This window comes from Acinetobacter indicus CIP 110367 (assembly GCF_000488255.1).
In the GTDB taxonomy this organism is placed as follows: Bacteria; Pseudomonadota; Gammaproteobacteria; order Pseudomonadales; family Moraxellaceae; genus Acinetobacter; species Acinetobacter indicus.
Map to the genome: position 1 here is coordinate 339,850 of NZ_KI530755.1, position 17,115 is coordinate 356,964.

Consider the following 17,115-nt stretch of genomic DNA (forward strand, 5'->3'; position numbering starts at 1 on the left):
GACACAGTGCTGCCTGTGTCGGGCAATTGTATCTCTGCAATTCTGCACCAAGTGGACGCTTTACGCGACTTTAAGTTGGGCGCGCTGTGCCGCCGGGGAGGCTTGCAGATAGGCCAGCGCATCTTCGGTTTTGGCTTCATGCAGCGGGTCATACCACGGCATTAAATAACCCAACTGTTGTGATACCAGCCAGAATGGTGAGGGCAATAAGCCATTATTGGCCTGTGCAGTGCGGTACCATTCCCGCCAGATCCACGGTTTATACAGGGCTGGCCGGATTGATGCATAACGTGGGTCCTGACGCATAATATGCGCCGCGCCATCAACCCAAAGACCAATTACCCCGGCAATCACCAGCAGGCTCAGATTATAACGGGCCAGATAACTGCCACCCAAATGCCGGTACAGGTCAAAGGCTACGGTGCGATGCTCGATTTCTTCTGCGCCGTGCCATTTGACCAGATCCAGCATGGCCGGGTCGGCGCCCTGACGCTGCCATTCGCGGTTATACAGCGCATATTTACCCAGCACGCAGGTCATGTGTTCTACCGTAGCAACAATACCTAAACGGAACAGATCCCAGTGCCGTTCGCTCCACTGCGGCAATTGCAGACCTAAAGGCCGATCAGCCAGTAACTGGTTAAACAGCCCGTTCATCAGACTGATATTGCGCTGAATATCAATCTGGCGTTCAGTTAAATAATCCTTGTTGGCCGAGTTGTGCGCCTGGGCGTGCATGGCTTCCTGGCGGATAAAGGCCTGCACATCCTGTTTCAGTTTTTCATCCTGAATCTGTGGCAAAACCTTGTTGTACAGCCGGCAAAACCAGAACTCGCCGGCCGGCAGAATCATGTTAATTTCATTAATAAAATAACTGGCAAAAGGCTGCTGCGGAATCCAGTCGATGGGGGTGTCCTGCCATTCAAAGCGGACTTTACGCGGTTGAATAAAGTAGCCAATGGATGAGCCACGGGCAGCACGGCGAAAACGTGCGAGGAGTTTTTTCATGCTGTATTGCACCTCTAAAATGTGATGCGGTTCAAATTATGCTCAGCATGAGTATGAAAAAAATATCCCCCATTGAAACTAGCAATAGGGGACATTCCAATATCAATAGATGTAAATTATTGTCAGACAGTTTTGAGTTGTTGCAAAGCTTATGGTTCTTTGGCGGCCGTTTCAGTCAGCTGTTCAACAGCTTCTGTATCCGGCAGCTCTTCTGCTTCCAGTTCATCTGCCGTGGCTTCCGGAATACTGGCCAGATCAAACTGCTGCGATTGTTCCAGGGTAAAGTTCAGACGACCGGCCATTACACTGGCCAGTTCTTCCAGACCCTGACGATTGAGTGAGGAGAACAGTTGAATCGAGAAATCCAGCTTCATCTTTTTCAGCTGCTGTTTTACTTCCAGCAGGACTTTATTGGCCGGGCCACGATTCAGCTTGTCGGATTTGGTCAGCAAAACATGCACAAACAGATGACGAGAATAAGCCCATTCCAGCATCATCACATCAAAATGCTGCAGCGGATGGCGAATATCCATCAGCAAGACCAGACCCTGTAAGCTCTTGCGATGAATCAGGTAGTTTTCCAGCTCTTTTTGCCAGACAATTTTCATTGATTCAGGTACTGCGGCATAACCATAACCCGGTAAATCGACCAGACGCTGCTCTGGATTGCCCAGACTAAAGAAGTTGATCATCTGGGTACGGCCCGGTTTTTTCGAGGCACGTGCCAGCTGTTTCTGGTTGGTGAGGGCATTAATCGCACTGGATTTGCCAGCATTGGAACGTCCGGCAAAGGCCACCTCATAGCCGCTATCTTCTACACAGAGATTCAGCTTTGGTGCACTCATCAGGAATTCGGCTTTACGTAGCCAGTTCAGGGCACGAACGGCATATTCGGTAATCGCAGGATCAGCCTTTTTCTCATAGCTAATCTTTTGCTTCGGCGCATTAGCGGCCTTAGTGTTTTTCGATTTTCCTCTGCTATGGTGCATAACTTAACTTCATCACTGCTTTTACAAAGCGGTATTATAGATCAACTCGCGCAGACACGCGAACTTTGCTGTAGCCGTGTGCAAAAGTTAGCTGACTTGGAGATTGATCAGCTGAATCGGCGATTGTGTGCTCCACTGTGCCGGTGCAGGAGTATCTAATACGTCGGACAGGGTGTACTGGTCCAGACTCTGATAAAACTGTTCCAGCGCCTGATCTAAAATGCCTTTTAAGCCACAGCGGCTGCGCAGCACGCACGGCGGGGTATTACATTCCACAATCTGGGTTTCACGTTGCAAGATACGCACGATCTGGCCCAGCTTCAGGTCCCGTGCATCCGGATTTAAACGCAGGCCGCCCCCTTTACCACGGGTGGTAATCAGCCATTCCTGTTTGCCCATGAAATGCACAATTTTAACCAGATGGTTTTGGGAAACATGCAAATCCTGCGCAATTTCCGCAATCGTATACGGCAGATCTCGCGGTGGGGAGATATACAGCAGAATACGTAATGCATAGTCGGTGAATTTATTTAATTGCATGATCGCACAAATATTTTTTCAAAGTTGAAATACAAGAAGGCTAGTCTACCATAAGCAGACTAGCCCTCCTATGTTTTACACGTGTGGGGTTTTAGTGACGTACACCACCCGTACCAAACGCTTCACTGTGAATCTGTTCGGCTTTAATACCACGTGCCAGTAAGGCTTTTTGCTGCTCGGCCATGAATGGCATTGGGCCACACAGGTAGTAATCAGCATTTTCCGGTAATAAGGCAGCATCCATGGTGCTCAGGTCCAGACGACCGGCCACATCATAATCCTGACCTAACACATCTTCGGTATTCGGGAATTCATAGGCTGTAAAGGTATGAATACGTGGATACTTCGCCTTGATGTCCTGAATATGCTGTTTCATGGCATGTACCTGTTTGCTGCGGCAGGCATGAATGAAGGTCACCGGTTGTGGCACATCTAAAGTGACCAGCTGGTTCAGCATCGCAATCATTGGGGTTAAGCCAACACCACCACTGATGAACACATTACGTTTGTTGCTGTCGATCAGGTAGAAGTTTCCGGTTGGCGCTGAAATTTCAAGTTCTGCACCTTCTGGCAGCTGATGGAGCGCATTAGATACCCAGCCTGCAATCTTGTCGGCGCCATTACCCGGTTCGCGTTTCACTGAAATACGTAAGTAGTCTTGCTGCGGGCTGGTTGACAGCGTGTATTGACGTGGTTGTTTCAGGTCCAGTTCAGGGACAAAAACACGTACTGAAATGTATTGGCCGGCTTCATATTTTGGTAAGGCACCACCATCGACCGGTTCAAAGTAGAACGAGGTAATTTCGTCGCTTTCTACCACTTTCTTGGCGATTTTGAAATTACGCCAGCCTAACCAGCTGCCTTGAGTTTGCTGATGCTGCTCGTAAATGGCACGTTCGGTATTAATAAACACTTCTGCAAGCTGGCCATACGCGGCGGCCCAGGCATCAATCAGTGGATCATCCATGGAAATATTCAGCACTTCGCTGATGGAGTGCAGCAGGTTTTCACCGACAATATTATAGTCCGGAGCTTGAATATTCAGACTGACATGCTTGTGTGCGACCAGTTCAATTACTGGCGCCAGTACTGATGGATCTTCAATATTTTCTGCATAGGCCAGTACCGCACCTGCCAGTGCCTGCGCCTGCGCACCACTGCGTTGATGACCCAGGTTAAAGGTTTCTTTAAGGTCCGGATTATTCCCCAACATGCGGTTATAGAAATAGCTGGTCAGGGCCACACCATTTTCACGTAGAACAGGAACAGTTGCTTTTACAAGGTCAATTTGCTGTGGAGTCATGGCTGATCTCTCATGGCTGGTTATTTATAAGATGTATTTAAAATACATTTTATAAAACGCCAGTGCAAGCACTGTTTTTAAAAAACCATAAAAAAATTATGGGATATAAAAATATCCCATAATGAAAGCGGTTCCTATCGGTTTTTTGATTATTTTCGGCCAAACAGGGAGCCTAATAATCCGCGGACAATTTTCTGTCCGGTGCTGCCGCCTAAGGTGCGGGCCGCGCTCTTGGCAAAGGTACCGACAATGTCCTGAGTCAGCTTTTCACGCTGCCGTGCAGTGCGTTCAGCTTCTTTTTGCTGTTCGCGGGCCAGACGTTCCTGCTCACGCGCTTGCTGTTTGGCTAAAGCAGCCTGCTCTTTAGCTTGCTGCTTGGCTAGGGCTTCCTGTTCCTTGGCGCGTTGCTGTTCGAGCGCGGCCTGTTCAGCCTGTTGCTGACGTTCCGCTACTTTCTGTTGCAGCATTTCATAGGCACTGTCCCGGTCCAGACTCTGCTCATATACACCGGCGACAATACTCTGGCTCATCAGTGCCTTGCGCTGTTCAGGGCTAATCGGGCTAAACGAGGAGTAGGGTGGCATCACCCAGCCGCGCTCTACAATCTGCGGCGTGCCTTGTTCATCCAGACAGCTAATTAGGGCTTCACCGACCGCCAGTTCGGTAATGGCCTGTTCCACCTGAAATTCCGGATTGGCACGGAAGGTTGCAGCCGCGGTTTTGACCGCTTTCTGATCTTTGGGGGTAAAGGCGCGTAAGGCATGTTGCACCCGGTTGCCGAGCTGTCCCAGTACACTTTCAGGCAAATCCAGCGGATTCTGGGTGACAAAATAAACTCCAACCCCTTTGGAGCGAATCAGGCGGACTACCTGCTCAATTTTCTCCTGCAGGGCCGGGCTGGCATTGTCAAACAGTAAATGCGCTTCATCAAAGAAGAACACCAGTTTGGGTTTGTCCATATCACCGACTTCCGGCAACTGTTCAAACAGCTCTGACAGCATCCACAATAAAAAGGTCGCATACAGTTTCGGGGTGTGCATCAACTTGTCTGCAGCCAGCAGGTTGATGTTGCCGTGTCCCTGAGCATCGGTCTGCATGAAATCCAGAATATTCAGGCTGGGCTCGCCAAAAAACAGATCACCACCCTGATCGGCCAGTGCCAGTAAATTGCGCTGAATCGCGCCCAGACTGGCCGGAGATAAATTGCCATAGTCGGCCTTTAACTCTGCCGCATGTTCGCTAACATAGCTGAGCATAGCTTTCAGGTCTTTAAAGTCAATCAGGAGTAAGCTCTGATCATCGGCAATCCGAAACACCGCTGACAATACACCTTCCTGAGTGTCATTTAAATTCAGCATCCGGGCTAGCAACAGGGGGCCAATTTCGGAGATGGTGGTGCGAATCGGGTGGCCCTGTTCACCAAATAAATCCCAGAACACCACCGGCGAGGCAGCAAAGGGGATGTTGTCAATGCCAAGGCTTTTAATCCGTTCATCAAATTTGGGATTGCTGGAACCAGCCTGCGCCAGACTGGAAACATCGCCTTTGGCATCGGCCAGAAAGACTGGGACACCAATGCGGGAAAAACTTTCTGCCAGGACTTTTAAGGTCACGGTTTTACCGGTACCGGTCGCACCGGCAATCAGGCCATGCCGGTTGGCAAACTGGGAATGTAAGACTATCGCTTGTGTGGTATCACGGTTTTTTTTGGCAATGGTAATTGGTGTACCCATACTGTACTGATCCTCGTTGTTATTCGTTTTTATGCTGCTTTAAATGTTGTAATGCTTGCGCTATATCTTGAATTAAATCATCCGGATGTTCCAGTCCTATACAGAAACGCACCAGCAAACCTTGTTTTAGGTGTTTATGCTCAAGCACACGCATCTCTTTAAGGTTATACAGCATTACCAGGCTGACCGGCCCGCCCCAGCTAAAGCCCAGCTTGAACAGGGTTAATGCATCACAGAATGCCCGAATATCGTTTAAATTGTATTGCGCATCAAAAATCACACTAACCAGTCCGGCGCTGTGACCGTCTTTGCAGATGTCCTTCCAATATGCATGACCGGCACTGTCCGGATCAGCCGGATGCAGGACCTGAACCAGCTCTTTTTGCTGTTTTAGCCAGTTCAGCAAGGTCAGTGCTGATTGTGACTGTTGCTGGTAACGCAGCTGCATGGAGGCCAGACTGCGCTGGATTTGCGCCGTATCATCTCCGCTGACACAAATCCCCTGAATGGCATGCATCCGGAATAATTGATGATGGAGCTTCTGGTCACGCGTCACCACCGAGCCCATTAAAATATCGCCACCCCCGCTTGGATATTTGGTCAGCGCATGTACGGTCAGATCTACGCTTAAGTGGTCCTCGCCAAAATCAAAGGCATTAAAGGCCAGTCCTGCGCCCCAGGTATTGTCCAGCGCAGTCAGAATGCTATGAGCTTGGGCTTTTTTCACCAGACCGCTTAAGTCCGGAAACTCCAGCGTCACCGAACCAGCCGCTTCCAGCCATAACAGTTTGGCTTTATCACTTGGGTTAAAGCTTTCTACCTCCACCGGGTTATAGACCTTGACGGCAATGCCATAACGCTGCTGCAGATTACGCAGATGCTCCATATTCGGGCCATAAATATTATCCGGAACCCAGACTTCATCGCCCTGACTTAACAAGCAGGAATTGACCAGATTAATCGCAGAAAGGCCGCTCGGCGCCAGCAGGTGATAGAGGCCGCCTTCGATCTGCGCGATGTGATCACCTAAAGTAAAGGTCGTCGGCGTGCCATGCGTGCCATAACTATAGTCATAGGCATCGGTCCAGTGGCGATTAAACAGTGCATCGGTGTTGTTAAAAATAATCGTCGATGCACGATAGAGGGGAGGTTGAACCGTAGAAATCAGTTGAGGGGCTTTTCGTGGTGCATGAATCAGTTCGGTTTGCGGATTTTTTTTCACGACTTCGCTCAAATCAGGACAATCAATTGAATTTAGCTTAAGAGAAAAGGATCAGTTGTGCCATATCTGGCTGTATTTATTTGACTTTGAACACTCGGCGCTAAAGTTGGCTTCATTTTTGCAAAACCTAAAAGCATAGCTACAACAACAGGTTTCAGCGCATGGCGTCGCATTTAAAAGTACATTATTTTCAGCATATTGCTGGTGAAGGATTTGGAAGTTGTTATACGCATTTAAAACGGTTAAATGCAGAGATCAGTGCCACAGAATTTTTTGCCTTGCCGGTTGATTCAGCACTGGATATTGAAGCGCTGCCGCAGATCGATGAGGTCGATTTGTTAATTGTCATGGGCGGCACCATGAGCGTTAATGATGAAGCCAATTTCCCCTGGTTAAAAATGGAAAAACGCTGGCTCAGGCGTTATTTGGCCATGGGAAAACCGGCCATTGGTCTGTGTCTGGGTGGGCAACTGATCGCCAATGCGCTGGGCGCGGCCGTCAGTCGCAATCCTGTACAGGAGCTGGGCTGGCACGAGGTACGCAAGGTTAGTCATGTGCCACCAGACTATTTTCAGTTGCCGGAGCAGTTTAATGTCATGCAGTGGCATAGCGAAAGCTTTGAAATCCCCAAAGGAGCTGTGCATCTGGCCGAAAATGATGCCTGTCGCAATCAGATGTATCAGATTGGCAAAAATGTACTGGGCTTTCAGTTTCACCCGGAAACCACGCCAGAAAGCCTGCAATTATTCCTGGAAGATGAAGAAGAGCTGGCCCTGTTTCAGGGACCTTATGTGCAATCGGTAGAGCAGCTGCAGCGCGCCAATAAAAATAAATTTATTCAAGGAAATCAGATATTAAATCAGGCGATAGATTATGTGTTACAGCAAACTGCAGCGCAGCGGCGGGCTGTATAATTATTAAACAATTGATTTGTCGAAATATTTGAAAAATGATGTAAAAAGCCACAAAAGGATTTGCTTATGCATTAAACAATCGTTATAATGGGCGACCCTTTGATATTAAGGGGGTTAACCGCGAAGAAAGTGGTTAACTATCGTTACAGTCGTGGCATCGATCACGACCTTAGTGATATTTCACTGCTCTTGACACTTGCCTTTATTAGTGGGGTGAGATGCGTCAAGAGTGATTCTTTATATATTTTGGCTTGGAGTTAACTGGTATGTCTAACCAGAGAATTCGTATCCGTCTTAAGTCTTTTGATCACCGTTTAATTGATCAATCTGCTCAAGAGATCGTAGAAACCGCTAAGCGTACTGGCGCACAAGTGTGTGGTCCAATCCCGATGCCTACTCGCATCGAACGCTTCAACGTTCTTACATCACCGCACGTTTACAAAGATGCGCGTGACCAATATGAGATCCGCACTTACAAACGTTTGATCGATATCGTTCAACCTACAGACAAAACTGTAGATGCATTGATGAAATTAGATCTTGCAGCTGGTGTTGATGTTCAGATCGCATTGGGTTAAGGCTTTCGGTTAATTAACGCTCTAAGTTAATTAAGCCGCTTTTTTAGAGGTTTATGCACATGGCTATTGGTTTAGTCGGTCGCAAGTGCGGTATGACCCGTATCTTTACAGATGCTGGTGTTTCTGTACCTGTTACAGTGATTGAGGTTGATCCTAACCGCATCACACAAATCAAAACGCTTGAAACTGATGGTTATCAAGCGATTCAAATCACTACTGGTGAACGTCGCGAATCTCGCGTAACTAACGCTCAGAAAGGTCACTTTGCGAAAGCGGGTGTTGCTGCTGGTCGTCTGGTTCAAGAATTCCGCGTTACAGAAGCTGAGCTTGAAGGTCGTGAAGTTGGTGGTACGCTTACTGTAGATTTGTTCACAGTTGGTCAAATCGTTGACGTAACTGGCACATCTAAAGGTAAAGGTTTCCAAGGTGGTGTTAAGCGTTGGAACTTCCGTACTCAAGACGCTACTCACGGTAACTCTGTTTCTCACCGTGTTCTAGGTTCTACAGGTCAAAACCAGACTCCTGGTCGCGTATTCAAAGGCAAAAAAATGGCTGGCCATTTAGGTGCTGAACGCGTAACTACACAGGGTCTTGAAATCGTTGCAATCGACACAGAGCGTTCAGTTCTAGTTGTTAAAGGCGCGGTTCCTGGTGCTACTGGTGGCGACGTAACTGTTCGTCCTACTATCAAGGCCTGAGGGGAAATAACGTGAATTTAAAAACTGTTTCCGGCTCTGCTGTTGAATTGTCTGAAGTAGCTTTCGGCCGTGAATTTAACGAAGCGCTTGTACACCAAGTTGTTACAGCTTACTTAGCTGGTGGTCGTCAAGGTTCTAAAGCTCAGAAGTCACGTGCAGACGTTTCTGGCGGTGGTAAAAAACCATTCCGTCAAAAAGGTACTGGCCGCGCTCGTGCTGGTTCTATTCGTAGCCCAATCTGGGTTGGCGGTGGTAAAACTTTTGCTGCTCGTCCACAAGACTGGTCTCAAAAAGTGAACCGTAAGATGTACCGCGGTGCAATGCAATGTATCTTAGCTGAACTTGTTCGCCAAGATCGTCTTGTATTAGTTGAAGAGTTTGCTGTTGAAGCGCCTAAAACTAAAGCATTGCTTGCAAAACTGAACGACTTGAATGCAACTCGCGCATTGATCGTTACTGAAGCTGTAGATGAGAATCTATACCTTGCAGCTCGCAACCTTCCACACGTTGATGTGGTTGACGCTACTGCAATCGATCCTGTTAGCTTGATCGCGTTCGATAAAGTTGTAATGTCTGTTGCTGCTGCTAAGAAAATTGAGGTAGAACTCGGATGAACAACGAACGTTTATATCAAGTCCTACAAGGACCTGTATTCTCAGAAAAAGCACAAGTTTTAGGTGAAACTGCTGGTGTTCAAGTGTTCAAGGTTGCATTAAATGCAAACAAGCTTGAAATCAAAAAAGCAGTGGAACAATTATTTGGTGTAGAAGTTGTTAAAGTTAACACGACTATCACTAAAGGTAAGACTAAACGCTTTGGTAAAACTATCGGACGTCGTTCTGATGTTAAAAAAGCATACGTCACCCTGAAAGCTGGCCAAGATGTTGAAATGGCTGACTTGGGCGATACCGCTGAAACCGCAGCGGAATAAGGACGAAAATTATGCCTATTCAAAAATGTAAGCCAACGTCTCCAGGACGTCGCTTTGTAGAGAAAGTGGTTCATGATCACCTTCACAAAGGCGCGCCATATGCTCCGTTGGTAGAAGCTAAAAAACGTACTGGTGGTCGTAACAACAACGGTCACATTACGACTCGTCACGTTGGTGGTGGCCACAAACAGCACTACCGTATCGTTGACTTCAAACGTAACAAAGACGGCATTCCTGCTGTAGTTGAGCGTATTGAATACGATCCTAACCGTACTGCACACATCGCACTGCTGAAGTATGCTGACGGTGAGCGTCGTTATATTATTGCGCCTAAAGGCTTACGTGCTGGTGATAAAGTACAGTCTGGTAACGATGCTCCAATTCGTCCAGGTAACTGCTTGCCACTTCGCAACATGCCTATCGGTTCTACTCTTCACAACATCGAACTTAAAATCGGTAAAGGCGCGCAGTTAGCTCGTTCAGCTGGTACTTCAGTTCAGTTGTTGGGGCGTGACGGTTCTTACGCTATCGTTCGTTTACGTTCTGGTGAAATGCGTAAAGTACACGTTGAATGTCGTGCTGTATTGGGTGAAGTTTCTAACTCAGAAAGCAACTTGCGTTCACTTGGTAAAGCAGGTGCTTCACGCTGGCGTGGCGTTCGTCCTACCGTACGTGGTATGGCGATGAACCCGGTTGACCACCCACACGGTGGTGGTGAAGGGCGTAACAAAGGTATTCAACCTGTAAGCCCATGGGGTCAAAAAGCTAAAGGGTACAAGACACGTACCAACAAGCGTACGACTAAGATGATTATTCGCGACCGTCGCGTTAAGTAACAAGTAAAGGAATCTGACTAATGCCTCGTTCATTGAAAAAAGGCCCATTCGTCGATGCGCACTTGTTCGCTAAGGTTGAAGCGGCTGTTGCGAGCAACTCTCGTAAGCCGATCAAAACTTGGTCGCGTCGTTCGATGATTCTTCCGGATTTTGTTGGTCTAACAATTTCTGTACACAATGGTCGTAACCACGTTCCAGTAATCGTTACTGAACACATGGTTGGCCATAAACTAGGTGAATTCGCGCCAACTCGTACCTATCGTGGTCACGGTGTTGACAAGAAGTCTAAACGTTAATAGGTGCTATGATGGAAGTAACTGCTAAATTACGCGGTGCCGCTATCTCGGCACAAAAGGCACGTTTGGTTGCAGACCTTATTCGCGGCAAATCTGTTGCGCATGCGCTTAACATCCTGAACTTCAGCAACAAGAAAGCTGCTGTACTGGTTAAAAAAGCGTTGGAATCTGCAATTGCAAATGCTGAACACAATAACAGTTTAGATGTAGACGACCTTAAAGTTTCTACGATCTACGTTGATGAAGGCATGAGCCTGAAACGTATTATGCCACGTGCTAAAGGCCGTGCAGATCGTATTACTAAGCGTACTTGTCACATCACCGTTAAGGTAGGGGTTTGATATGGGTCAGAAGGTTCATCCAATCGGTATCCGCCTAGGTGTTGTGAAACGTCATAACGCTAACTGGTATGCGAATCCGAAACAATACGCTGAATACTTGCTTAAAGACCTTCAAGTTCGTGAGTTTTTAACTAAAAAACTTAAGAACGCAATGGTAAGCAATATTCTTATCGAACGTCCGACAGGCGCTGCTAAAGTAACTATTAGCACTGCTCGTCCTGGTATCGTTATCGGTAAAAAAGGCGAAGACATTGAGAAATTACAGCGCGAACTTACCAACATTATGGGTGTTCCAGCGCAAGTAAGCATCAACGAAATCGATCGTCCAGACTTAGACGCACGTCTGGTTGCTGAAGCAATCGCTTCTCAATTAGAAAAGCGTGTAATGTTCCGTCGTGCTATGAAGCGTGCGGTTCAAAACACTATGCGTGCTGGTGCCAAAGGTATCAAAGTTGAAGTTTCTGGCCGTTTAGGCGGTGCTGAGATCGCTCGTACAGAATGGTATCGTGAAGGTCGTGTACCTCTACATACACTTCGTGCGGACATCGACTACGCGACTATGCGTGCTGAAACGACTTACGGTACGATTGGTGTTAAAGTTTGGATCTTCCGTGGTGAGATCTTGGGCGGCATGAAACAAGTCATGAACCCAGCTCCAGCTGAAGAACGTCCAGCTAAACGCGGTCGCGGTCGTGGTGAAGGTCAAGAGCGTCGTGGTCGTCGCAATGATCGTTCTGCTGAAAAAGGAGAATAATCCATGTTGCAACCTAAACGTACTAAGTTCCGTAAGGTTCAAAAAGGCCGTAACACTGGTCTAGCGCACCGTGGTAGCACTGTATCTTTCGGTTCTATCGCACTTAAAGCGACTGAACGTGGTCGTATGACTGCGCGTCAGATCGAAGCTGCGCGTCGTACAATCAGCCGTCGTGTTAAACGTGGTGGTAAGATCTTTATCCGTGTATTCCCGGACAAACCAATTACTGAAAAACCATTAGAAGTTCGTATGGGTAACGGTAAAGGTAACGTGGAATACTGGGTTTGCGAAATCAAACCAGGTAAGATCCTGTACGAAATGGAAGGTGTGAACGATGAATTAGCAACTGAAGCATTCAAGCTTGCTGCTGCTAAACTTCCGTTTAAAACCACTATCGTGACTCGGACGGTAATGTAATGAAAACTAAAGATCTACGTGAAAAGTCGGTAGAAGAGTTGAAAGCTTTGCTTGATGAGCAACAGCTTAACCAATTCCGTCTTCGTATGGCGAAAGCAACTGGTCAATTGGGCAAATCGCACGAAGTGCAAGTCGCTCGTAAAACTATTGCTCGTATTAAGACACTCCTTACCGAAAAACAGGGGAACGGACAATGAGTGATAAAACAGTCCGCACGTTAACCGGCAAAGTCGTAAGCGACAAAATGGACAAGTCTATTGTTGTGCTTATTGAACGTCGTGTTCAACACCCGTTGTATGGCAAATCAATCCGCCGTTCAACAAAATTACATGCTCATGATGAGAACAATACCGCTAAAATCGGTGATGTTGTAACCATCAAAGAAAGCCGCCCAATTTCTAAAACTAAGTCTTGGACTCTAGTTGAAGTTGTTGAAGCAGCTGCTGAGTAATTAACGTTCTTGTTGCATCATCGGTCAATTTCGAGTACTCTTTGAGCCTTTCGAAATTGTGACCGGTGATGCTCGGTTTTGGAGTAGGGCAATGATTCAAACCGAAACGATGCTCGACGTAGCAGACAACAGTGGTGCTCGCCGCGTACAATGTATTAAAGTACTTGGTGGTTCACATCGTCGTTATGCTTCTGTTGGCGACATTATTAAAGTTACTGTAAAAGAAGCAATTCCACGCGCACGTGTTAAAAAAGGTGACGTGATGAATGCTGTAGTTGTACGTACAAAATTCGGTATCCGTCGTCCAGATGGTTCTGTGATTCGTTTCGACGATAACGCAGCCGTTATTTTGAACAACAACAAAGCGCCGATTGCTACTCGTATTTTCGGACCAGTGACTCGTGAACTTCGTACTGAACAGTTCATGAAAATTATTTCATTGGCTCCTGAAGTTCTATAAGAGGCAATCATGGCTAAGATTAAAAAAGGCGATCAAGTAATCGTGATCGCAGGTAAAGAAAAAGGCAAACAGGGTACTGTTTTGTCAGTTTCTAATGACCGCGTTAAGGTTGAAGGCCTTAACCTGGTTAAGAAGCATCAAAAGCCGAACCGTGTTACTGGCGCTGAAGGCGGCATCGTAACTCAGGAAGCTTCGCTTCATATTTCAAACGTGGCAATTTTTAATGCTACAACCCAAAAGGCTGACCGTGTTGGTTACCAAACGATTGACGGCGTGAAAACTCGCGTTTACAAATCAAATGGTGAATCAGTGGCGGTAGCGAAGTAATAGGTTGAAATAGGCAATGGCCAGACTTAAAACACGTTACAACGACGAACTTAAAGCTCAATTACAAGAACAATTGGGCATTAAGAATGTGATGGAGATCCCTCGCATCACTAAAATCACTATCAACATGGGTGTTGGTGCAGCTGCTGCTGACAAGAAACTCCTTGATGGTGCTCTTTCTGATATGCAAGCTATCGCTGGTCAAAAACCAGTTCTTACGTTAGCTCGTAAATCTATCGCAGGTTTTAAAATCCGTGATGGTTGGCCGATTGGTTGTAAAGTTACTTTACGCGGCGAACGCATGTACGAATTCTTAGACCGTTTGATCTCTATCGCGATCCCTCGTATCCGTGACTTCCGTGGTTTCTCTGCGAAATCATTTGATGGTCGTGGTAACTACTCTATGGGTCTTAAAGAACAAATCGTTTTCCCTGAAATCGATTTCGATAAGATTGATCGTATTCGTGGTATGGATATTACCATCACTACGACTGCTCGCACCGATGACGAAGGCCGTGCGCTTATGCGTGCATTCGGCTTCCCGTTCAAATAAGAGGTCGATATGGCTAAGAAAAGTATGATTAATCGCGAATTGAAACGCGAAGCTACTGTTGCTAAATACGCTGCAAAACGTGCTGAATTAAAAGCTGTTATTGCAAACGTAAATGCAAGCGACGAAGAGCGTTTCGAAGCGATGATGAAGTTACAAGCATTACCACGTAATGCGTCTCCAGTGCGTCTTCGTAACCGTTGTGGTTTAACTGGTCGTCCTCATGGTTACTTCCGTAAGTTCGGTTTAAGCCGTAACAAATTACGTGACACAGTAATGCAAGGTGATGTACCTGGCGTTGTTAAGGCAAGCTGGTAAGGAGCGACTAGAATGAGTATGCAAGATACCGTTGCCGACATGTTAACTCGTGTTCGTAACGCACAAATGGCGAAGAAACAAACTGTTTCTATGCCTAACTCTAAGTTGAAAGTTGCGATTGCAAACGTACTTCAACAAGAAGGTTACATTGCCAATGTAGAAGTTGCTGACGTTGAAGGCAAAGCAACTCTTACTTTGACATTAAAGTATTTCGAAGGCAAACCAGTTATCGAAACTGTGAAACGCGTAAGCCGTCCTGGTCTACGTCAGTATCGCGGTAAAGATGCACTTCCAAGCGTTAAGCAAGGTTTAGGTATTGCAATTGTTTCTACAAGCAAAGGCATCATGACTGATCGCGCTGCACGTGCTGCGGGCGTTGGTGGTGAAGTTATTGCTTTTGTTTCTTAATAGGTGATTCCTCATGTCTCGTGTGGCTAAAGCCCCAGTAACTGTACCTAACGGTGTAACAGTTACTCAGAACGGCCGGCAGGTCGAAGTGAAAGGCAGCAAAGGTACATTGTCTTTCAACCTGCATGCGCTGGTCGAGCTAAAACAGGAAGATGGTACTCTTCAAGTTGCTCCAGTAAAAGAGTCGAAAGACGCTTGGATGCAAGCTGGTACTGCTCGCGCTGTATTAAACAACCTTGTAAAAGGTGTGAACGAAGGTTTCGAACGTAAGTTACAACTGATTGGTGTTGGTTATAAAGCTGCGGTTAAAGGTACTGTTGTTAACCTTAACCTTGGTTTCTCTCATCCAATCGATTACAGCCTTCCTGAAGGTGTAACTGCAGAAACTCCTACTGCAACTGAAATCATCCTGAAATCTGCTAACAAGCAATTATTAGGTCAGGTAGCAGCTGAGATCCGTGGTTACCGTCCACCAGAGCCATATAAAGGTAAAGGTGTTCGTTATTCTGACGAAGTTGTACTTCGTAAAGAAGCTAAGAAGAAATAAGGCGCGAGGTTCTTATGAACGAAAAGAAACAATCCCGTTTGCGTCGTGCGAAAAGCACACGCTTGCACATCCGTGCATTGGGTGCGACTCGTTTGTGTGTAAACCGCACTCCGCGTCACATCTATGCTCAAGTTATCTCAGCAGATGGTGGCAAAGTTTTAGCGCAAGCTTCTACTTTAGATGCTACTTTACGTGCTGGTACAACTGGTAACGTTGAAGCTGCCAAGAAAGTTGGTGCTTTAATCGCAGAACGTGCGAAAGCAGCTGGTGTAACTAAAGTTGCATTTGACCGTTCTGGTTTTAAATATCATGGTCGTATCAAAGCCTTGGCTGATGCTGCTCGTGAAAACGGCTTGGAGTTCTAATCATGGCTAAAGTTGAACAAAACGAAGGTCTTGTTGAAAAGCTGGTAGCCGTTGATCGTGTTGCCAAAGTTGTTAAGGGTGGTCGTATCTTCTCTTTCACAGCATTAACTGTTGTGGGTGACGGTAATGGTCGCGTAGGTTTTGGTCGTGGTAAAGCGCGTGAAGTTCCAGCTGCTATTTCTAAAGCACTTGAAGCTGCTCGTCGCAACATGATTACTGTTGACCTTGTTGACGGTACTGTTCAGCATCCTATTCATGCTCGTCACGGTGCAAGCCGCGTTTACATGCAACCTGCTTCTGAAGGTACTGGTGTAATTGCTGGTGGCGCTATGCGTGCAGTTCTAGAGGCTGTTGGCGTGCGTAACGTATTAACAAAATGTTATGGCTCTACAAATGCTGCGAACGTAGTAAACGCGACTTTCAACGGTCTGCGTGATATGACTTCTCCTGAGAAAGTCGCTGCGAAACGTGGTCTGACTGTAGAACAAATTCAAGGGTAATCAATCATGAAAACGATTAAAGTTACCCAGACTAAATCTGCATCGCACCGCTTGAAAAATCACAAGCTTTGCCTGAAAGGTTTAGGTCTGCGTCGTATTGGTCATACTGTAGAAGTGCAAGATACGCCTTCTAACCGTGGTATGATCAACCAAGTCTACTATATGGTTAGTGTAGAGGAATAAGCCATGACTCTGCGTTTAAATGAACTTGCACCTGCAGAAGGTGCTAAACGTGAAAACCGTCGTCTGGGCCGTGGTATCGGTTCTGGCGTAGGTAAGACTGGTGGCCGTGGTGTCAAAGGTCAAAAATCACGTAAGAGCGGTGGCGTACGTCCAGGTTTCGAAGGTGGTCAAACTGCGTTATATCGTCGTTTACCTAAATTCGGTTTCACTAGCCAAATCGCTTTAAAAACTGCTGAAGTACGTTTATCTGAGCTTGCTAAAGTTGAAGGCGACATCGTTAGCCTAGAAACTTTAAAAGCGGCGAACGTTGTGCGTAAAGACATGATCCGTGCGCGTATCGTACTTTCTGGTGAAATTACTCGTGCTTTCACTGTTCAAGGTGTTGCATTGACTAAAGGCGCTAAAGCTGCTGTTGAAGCTGCTGGCGGTAAAGTCGAGGAGTAATC

The 17,115-nt window shown here is 46.7% G+C and carries 27 protein-coding genes and 1 pseudogene; 22 read left to right on the forward strand and 6 right to left on the reverse strand.

Annotated features, from left to right (window positions below):
• Window positions 1-60: 60 nt before the first annotated feature.
• The 6 genes from P253_RS10200 to P253_RS10225 form a co-directional block, all read right to left on the reverse strand.
• A complete protein-coding gene (locus P253_RS10200; RefSeq protein WP_016658528.1) occupies window positions 61-1,008 on the reverse strand; it encodes a metal-dependent hydrolase in 948 nt (315 codons plus the stop codon).
• A gap of 149 nt (window positions 1,009-1,157) precedes the next feature.
• The gene (yihA, locus tag P253_RS10205; protein WP_005180304.1) at window positions 1,158-1,997 is read right to left on the reverse strand and encodes a ribosome biogenesis GTP-binding protein YihA/YsxC; all 840 of its coding nucleotides are present in this window, start codon (window positions 1,995-1,997) and stop codon (window positions 1,158-1,160) included.
• An 87-nt stretch (window positions 1,998-2,084) separates the two neighbouring features.
• The gene (locus P253_RS10210; protein WP_016658529.1) at window positions 2,085-2,537 is read right to left on the reverse strand and encodes an RrF2 family transcriptional regulator; all 453 of its coding nucleotides are present in this window, start codon (window positions 2,535-2,537) and stop codon (window positions 2,085-2,087) included.
• Between the two features lie 91 nt (window positions 2,538-2,628).
• The gene (hmpA, locus tag P253_RS10215) at window positions 2,629-3,840 is read right to left on the reverse strand and encodes an NO-inducible flavohemoprotein (protein ID WP_005180299.1); all 1,212 of its coding nucleotides are present in this window, start codon (window positions 3,838-3,840) and stop codon (window positions 2,629-2,631) included.
• A gap of 149 nt (window positions 3,841-3,989) precedes the next feature.
• Window positions 3,990-5,573, reverse strand: a complete 1,584-nt coding sequence (locus P253_RS10220) for a helicase HerA-like domain-containing protein (protein WP_016658530.1) — start codon at window positions 5,571-5,573, stop codon at window positions 3,990-3,992.
• A gap of 19 nt (window positions 5,574-5,592) precedes the next feature.
• Window positions 5,593-6,795 carry a PLP-dependent transferase gene (locus P253_RS10225; protein WP_016658531.1) on the reverse strand — a complete coding sequence of 401 codons (1,203 nt, stop codon included), beginning with the start codon at window positions 6,793-6,795 and terminating at the stop codon, window positions 5,593-5,595.
• 161 nt (window positions 6,796-6,956) lie between these two features.
• Between P253_RS10225 and P253_RS10230 the strand changes: the two genes are divergently transcribed.
• The 22 genes and pseudogenes from P253_RS10230 to rplO all read left to right on the forward strand — a co-directional run bounded on the left by P253_RS10230 (window position 6,957) and on the right by rplO (window position 17,113).
• The gene (locus tag P253_RS10230) at window positions 6,957-7,709 is read left to right on the forward strand and encodes a type 1 glutamine amidotransferase (protein ID WP_016658532.1); all 753 of its coding nucleotides are present in this window, start codon (window positions 6,957-6,959) and stop codon (window positions 7,707-7,709) included.
• Window positions 7,710-7,975: 266 nt separating this feature from the next.
• A complete protein-coding gene (gene rpsJ, locus P253_RS10235) occupies window positions 7,976-8,287 on the forward strand; it encodes a 30S ribosomal protein S10 (RefSeq protein ID WP_005180291.1) in 312 nt (103 codons plus the stop codon).
• Window positions 8,288-8,346: 59 nt separating this feature from the next.
• Window positions 8,347-8,985, forward strand: coding sequence for a 50S ribosomal protein L3 (rplC, locus tag P253_RS10240; protein WP_005180289.1), 639 nt, complete (start codon window positions 8,347-8,349; stop codon window positions 8,983-8,985).
• 11 nt (window positions 8,986-8,996) lie between these two features.
• The gene (gene rplD, locus P253_RS10245) at window positions 8,997-9,599 is read left to right on the forward strand and encodes a 50S ribosomal protein L4 (protein WP_005180287.1); all 603 of its coding nucleotides are present in this window, start codon (window positions 8,997-8,999) and stop codon (window positions 9,597-9,599) included.
• On the forward strand, window positions 9,596-9,916 hold the full coding sequence (rplW, locus tag P253_RS10250; RefSeq protein WP_005180285.1) for a 50S ribosomal protein L23: 321 nt from the start codon (window positions 9,596-9,598) through the stop codon (window positions 9,914-9,916). The genes rplD and rplW overlap by 4 nt, the downstream gene beginning before the upstream one ends.
• An 11-nt stretch (window positions 9,917-9,927) precedes the next feature.
• Window positions 9,928-10,752: a 50S ribosomal protein L2 gene (rplB, locus tag P253_RS10255; RefSeq protein WP_005180283.1), complete on the forward strand. Its 825-nt coding sequence runs from the start codon at window positions 9,928-9,930 to the stop codon at window positions 10,750-10,752.
• A gap of 20 nt (window positions 10,753-10,772) precedes the next feature.
• On the forward strand, window positions 10,773-11,048 hold the full coding sequence (rpsS, locus tag P253_RS10260; protein ID WP_001138119.1) for a 30S ribosomal protein S19: 276 nt from the start codon (window positions 10,773-10,775) through the stop codon (window positions 11,046-11,048).
• A gap of 11 nt (window positions 11,049-11,059) precedes the next feature.
• Entirely contained in the window at window positions 11,060-11,389 is a 330-nt protein-coding gene (gene rplV / locus P253_RS10265) for a 50S ribosomal protein L22 (RefSeq protein WP_001982638.1), read from the forward strand.
• A 1-nt stretch (window position 11,390) separates the two neighbouring features.
• Window positions 11,391-12,207: pseudogene (gene rpsC / locus P253_RS10270) on the forward strand (30S ribosomal protein S3).
• Window positions 12,147-12,560: a 50S ribosomal protein L16 gene (rplP, locus tag P253_RS10275; protein ID WP_005180280.1), complete on the forward strand. Its 414-nt coding sequence runs from the start codon at window positions 12,147-12,149 to the stop codon at window positions 12,558-12,560. Before rpsC ends, rplP begins: the two are co-directional and overlap by 61 nt.
• Window positions 12,560-12,757, forward strand: a complete 198-nt coding sequence (rpmC, locus tag P253_RS10280; RefSeq protein ID WP_000849928.1) for a 50S ribosomal protein L29 — start codon at window positions 12,560-12,562, stop codon at window positions 12,755-12,757. Before rplP ends, rpmC begins: the two co-directional genes overlap by 1 nt.
• Window positions 12,754-13,011 carry a 30S ribosomal protein S17 gene (gene rpsQ, locus P253_RS10285; protein ID WP_005180277.1) on the forward strand — a complete coding sequence of 86 codons (258 nt, stop codon included), beginning with the start codon at window positions 12,754-12,756 and terminating at the stop codon, window positions 13,009-13,011. The genes rpmC and rpsQ overlap by 4 nt, the downstream gene beginning before the upstream one ends.
• A gap of 91 nt (window positions 13,012-13,102) precedes the next feature.
• A complete protein-coding gene (gene rplN, locus P253_RS10290) occupies window positions 13,103-13,471 on the forward strand; it encodes a 50S ribosomal protein L14 (protein ID WP_001982634.1) in 369 nt (122 codons plus the stop codon).
• A gap of 9 nt (window positions 13,472-13,480) precedes the next feature.
• Complete coding sequence (gene rplX / locus P253_RS10295) at window positions 13,481-13,798, forward strand: 50S ribosomal protein L24 (RefSeq protein WP_005180274.1); 318 nt, start codon at window positions 13,481-13,483, stop codon at window positions 13,796-13,798.
• 16 nt (window positions 13,799-13,814) lie between these two features.
• Complete coding sequence (gene rplE / locus P253_RS10300; protein ID WP_005180272.1) at window positions 13,815-14,351, forward strand: 50S ribosomal protein L5; 537 nt, start codon at window positions 13,815-13,817, stop codon at window positions 14,349-14,351.
• 9 nt (window positions 14,352-14,360) lie between these two features.
• Window positions 14,361-14,666 carry a 30S ribosomal protein S14 gene (gene rpsN, locus P253_RS10305; RefSeq protein ID WP_005180266.1) on the forward strand — a complete coding sequence of 102 codons (306 nt, stop codon included), beginning with the start codon at window positions 14,361-14,363 and terminating at the stop codon, window positions 14,664-14,666.
• Between the two features lie 12 nt (window positions 14,667-14,678).
• A complete protein-coding gene (gene rpsH, locus P253_RS10310) occupies window positions 14,679-15,074 on the forward strand; it encodes a 30S ribosomal protein S8 (protein ID WP_005180264.1) in 396 nt (131 codons plus the stop codon).
• 13 nt (window positions 15,075-15,087) lie between these two features.
• Window positions 15,088-15,621 (forward strand): 50S ribosomal protein L6, encoded by a 534-nt coding sequence (rplF, locus tag P253_RS10315; protein ID WP_005180261.1) that lies wholly within the window; start codon window positions 15,088-15,090, stop codon window positions 15,619-15,621.
• 14 nt (window positions 15,622-15,635) lie between these two features.
• Window positions 15,636-15,986 (forward strand): 50S ribosomal protein L18, encoded by a 351-nt coding sequence (gene rplR, locus P253_RS10320; RefSeq protein WP_005180260.1) that lies wholly within the window; start codon window positions 15,636-15,638, stop codon window positions 15,984-15,986.
• Window positions 15,987-15,988: 2 nt separating this feature from the next.
• Window positions 15,989-16,486, forward strand: coding sequence for a 30S ribosomal protein S5 (gene rpsE, locus P253_RS10325; RefSeq protein ID WP_005180258.1), 498 nt, complete (start codon window positions 15,989-15,991; stop codon window positions 16,484-16,486).
• A 6-nt stretch (window positions 16,487-16,492) separates the two neighbouring features.
• Window positions 16,493-16,669 carry a 50S ribosomal protein L30 gene (gene rpmD, locus P253_RS10330; protein WP_005180256.1) on the forward strand — a complete coding sequence of 59 codons (177 nt, stop codon included), beginning with the start codon at window positions 16,493-16,495 and terminating at the stop codon, window positions 16,667-16,669.
• A gap of 3 nt (window positions 16,670-16,672) precedes the next feature.
• The gene (gene rplO, locus P253_RS10335; RefSeq protein ID WP_005180254.1) at window positions 16,673-17,113 is read left to right on the forward strand and encodes a 50S ribosomal protein L15; all 441 of its coding nucleotides are present in this window, start codon (window positions 16,673-16,675) and stop codon (window positions 17,111-17,113) included.
• Window positions 17,114-17,115: the final 2 nt, after the last annotated feature.

Excerpts from the sequence above, each read along its gene's own strand:
- rplC (WP_005180289.1), top strand. The coding sequence starts at position 8,347 with ATGGCTATTGGTTTAGTCGGTCGCAAGTGCGGTATGACCCGTATCTTT.
- P253_RS10220 (WP_016658530.1), bottom strand. The coding sequence starts at position 5,573 with ATGGGTACACCAATTACCATTGCCAAAAAAAACCGTGATACCACACAA.
- rpsJ (WP_005180291.1), top strand. The coding sequence starts at position 7,976 with ATGTCTAACCAGAGAATTCGTATCCGTCTTAAGTCTTTTGATCACCGT.
- rplX (WP_005180274.1), top strand. The coding sequence starts at position 13,481 with ATGGCTAAGATTAAAAAAGGCGATCAAGTAATCGTGATCGCAGGTAAA.
- P253_RS10200 (WP_016658528.1), bottom strand. The coding sequence starts at position 1,008 with ATGAAAAAACTCCTCGCACGTTTTCGCCGTGCTGCCCGTGGCTCATCC.
- rpsH (WP_005180264.1), top strand. The coding sequence starts at position 14,679 with ATGAGTATGCAAGATACCGTTGCCGACATGTTAACTCGTGTTCGTAAC.
- hmpA (WP_005180299.1), bottom strand. The coding sequence starts at position 3,840 with ATGACTCCACAGCAAATTGACCTTGTAAAAGCAACTGTTCCTGTTCTA.
- P253_RS10210 (WP_016658529.1), bottom strand. The coding sequence starts at position 2,537 with ATGCAATTAAATAAATTCACCGACTATGCATTACGTATTCTGCTGTAT.
- rpmD (WP_005180256.1), top strand. The coding sequence starts at position 16,493 with ATGAAAACGATTAAAGTTACCCAGACTAAATCTGCATCGCACCGCTTG.
- rplE (WP_005180272.1), top strand. The coding sequence starts at position 13,815 with ATGGCCAGACTTAAAACACGTTACAACGACGAACTTAAAGCTCAATTA.
- rpmC (WP_000849928.1), top strand. The coding sequence starts at position 12,560 with ATGAAAACTAAAGATCTACGTGAAAAGTCGGTAGAAGAGTTGAAAGCT.
- rplV (WP_001982638.1), top strand. The coding sequence starts at position 11,060 with ATGGAAGTAACTGCTAAATTACGCGGTGCCGCTATCTCGGCACAAAAG.
- rplF (WP_005180261.1), top strand. The coding sequence starts at position 15,088 with ATGTCTCGTGTGGCTAAAGCCCCAGTAACTGTACCTAACGGTGTAACA.
- rplO (WP_005180254.1), top strand. The coding sequence starts at position 16,673 with ATGACTCTGCGTTTAAATGAACTTGCACCTGCAGAAGGTGCTAAACGT.
- rplN (WP_001982634.1), top strand. The coding sequence starts at position 13,103 with ATGATTCAAACCGAAACGATGCTCGACGTAGCAGACAACAGTGGTGCT.
- rpsE (WP_005180258.1), top strand. The coding sequence starts at position 15,989 with ATGGCTAAAGTTGAACAAAACGAAGGTCTTGTTGAAAAGCTGGTAGCC.
- yihA (WP_005180304.1), bottom strand. The coding sequence starts at position 1,997 with ATGCACCATAGCAGAGGAAAATCGAAAAACACTAAGGCCGCTAATGCG.
- rpsN (WP_005180266.1), top strand. The coding sequence starts at position 14,361 with ATGGCTAAGAAAAGTATGATTAATCGCGAATTGAAACGCGAAGCTACT.
- rpsS (WP_001138119.1), top strand. The coding sequence starts at position 10,773 with ATGCCTCGTTCATTGAAAAAAGGCCCATTCGTCGATGCGCACTTGTTC.
- rpsQ (WP_005180277.1), top strand. The coding sequence starts at position 12,754 with ATGAGTGATAAAACAGTCCGCACGTTAACCGGCAAAGTCGTAAGCGAC.
- rplR (WP_005180260.1), top strand. The coding sequence starts at position 15,636 with ATGAACGAAAAGAAACAATCCCGTTTGCGTCGTGCGAAAAGCACACGC.
- rplB (WP_005180283.1), top strand. The coding sequence starts at position 9,928 with ATGCCTATTCAAAAATGTAAGCCAACGTCTCCAGGACGTCGCTTTGTA.
- P253_RS10230 (WP_016658532.1), top strand. The coding sequence starts at position 6,957 with ATGGCGTCGCATTTAAAAGTACATTATTTTCAGCATATTGCTGGTGAA.
- rplP (WP_005180280.1), top strand. The coding sequence starts at position 12,147 with ATGTTGCAACCTAAACGTACTAAGTTCCGTAAGGTTCAAAAAGGCCGT.
- rplW (WP_005180285.1), top strand. The coding sequence starts at position 9,596 with ATGAACAACGAACGTTTATATCAAGTCCTACAAGGACCTGTATTCTCA.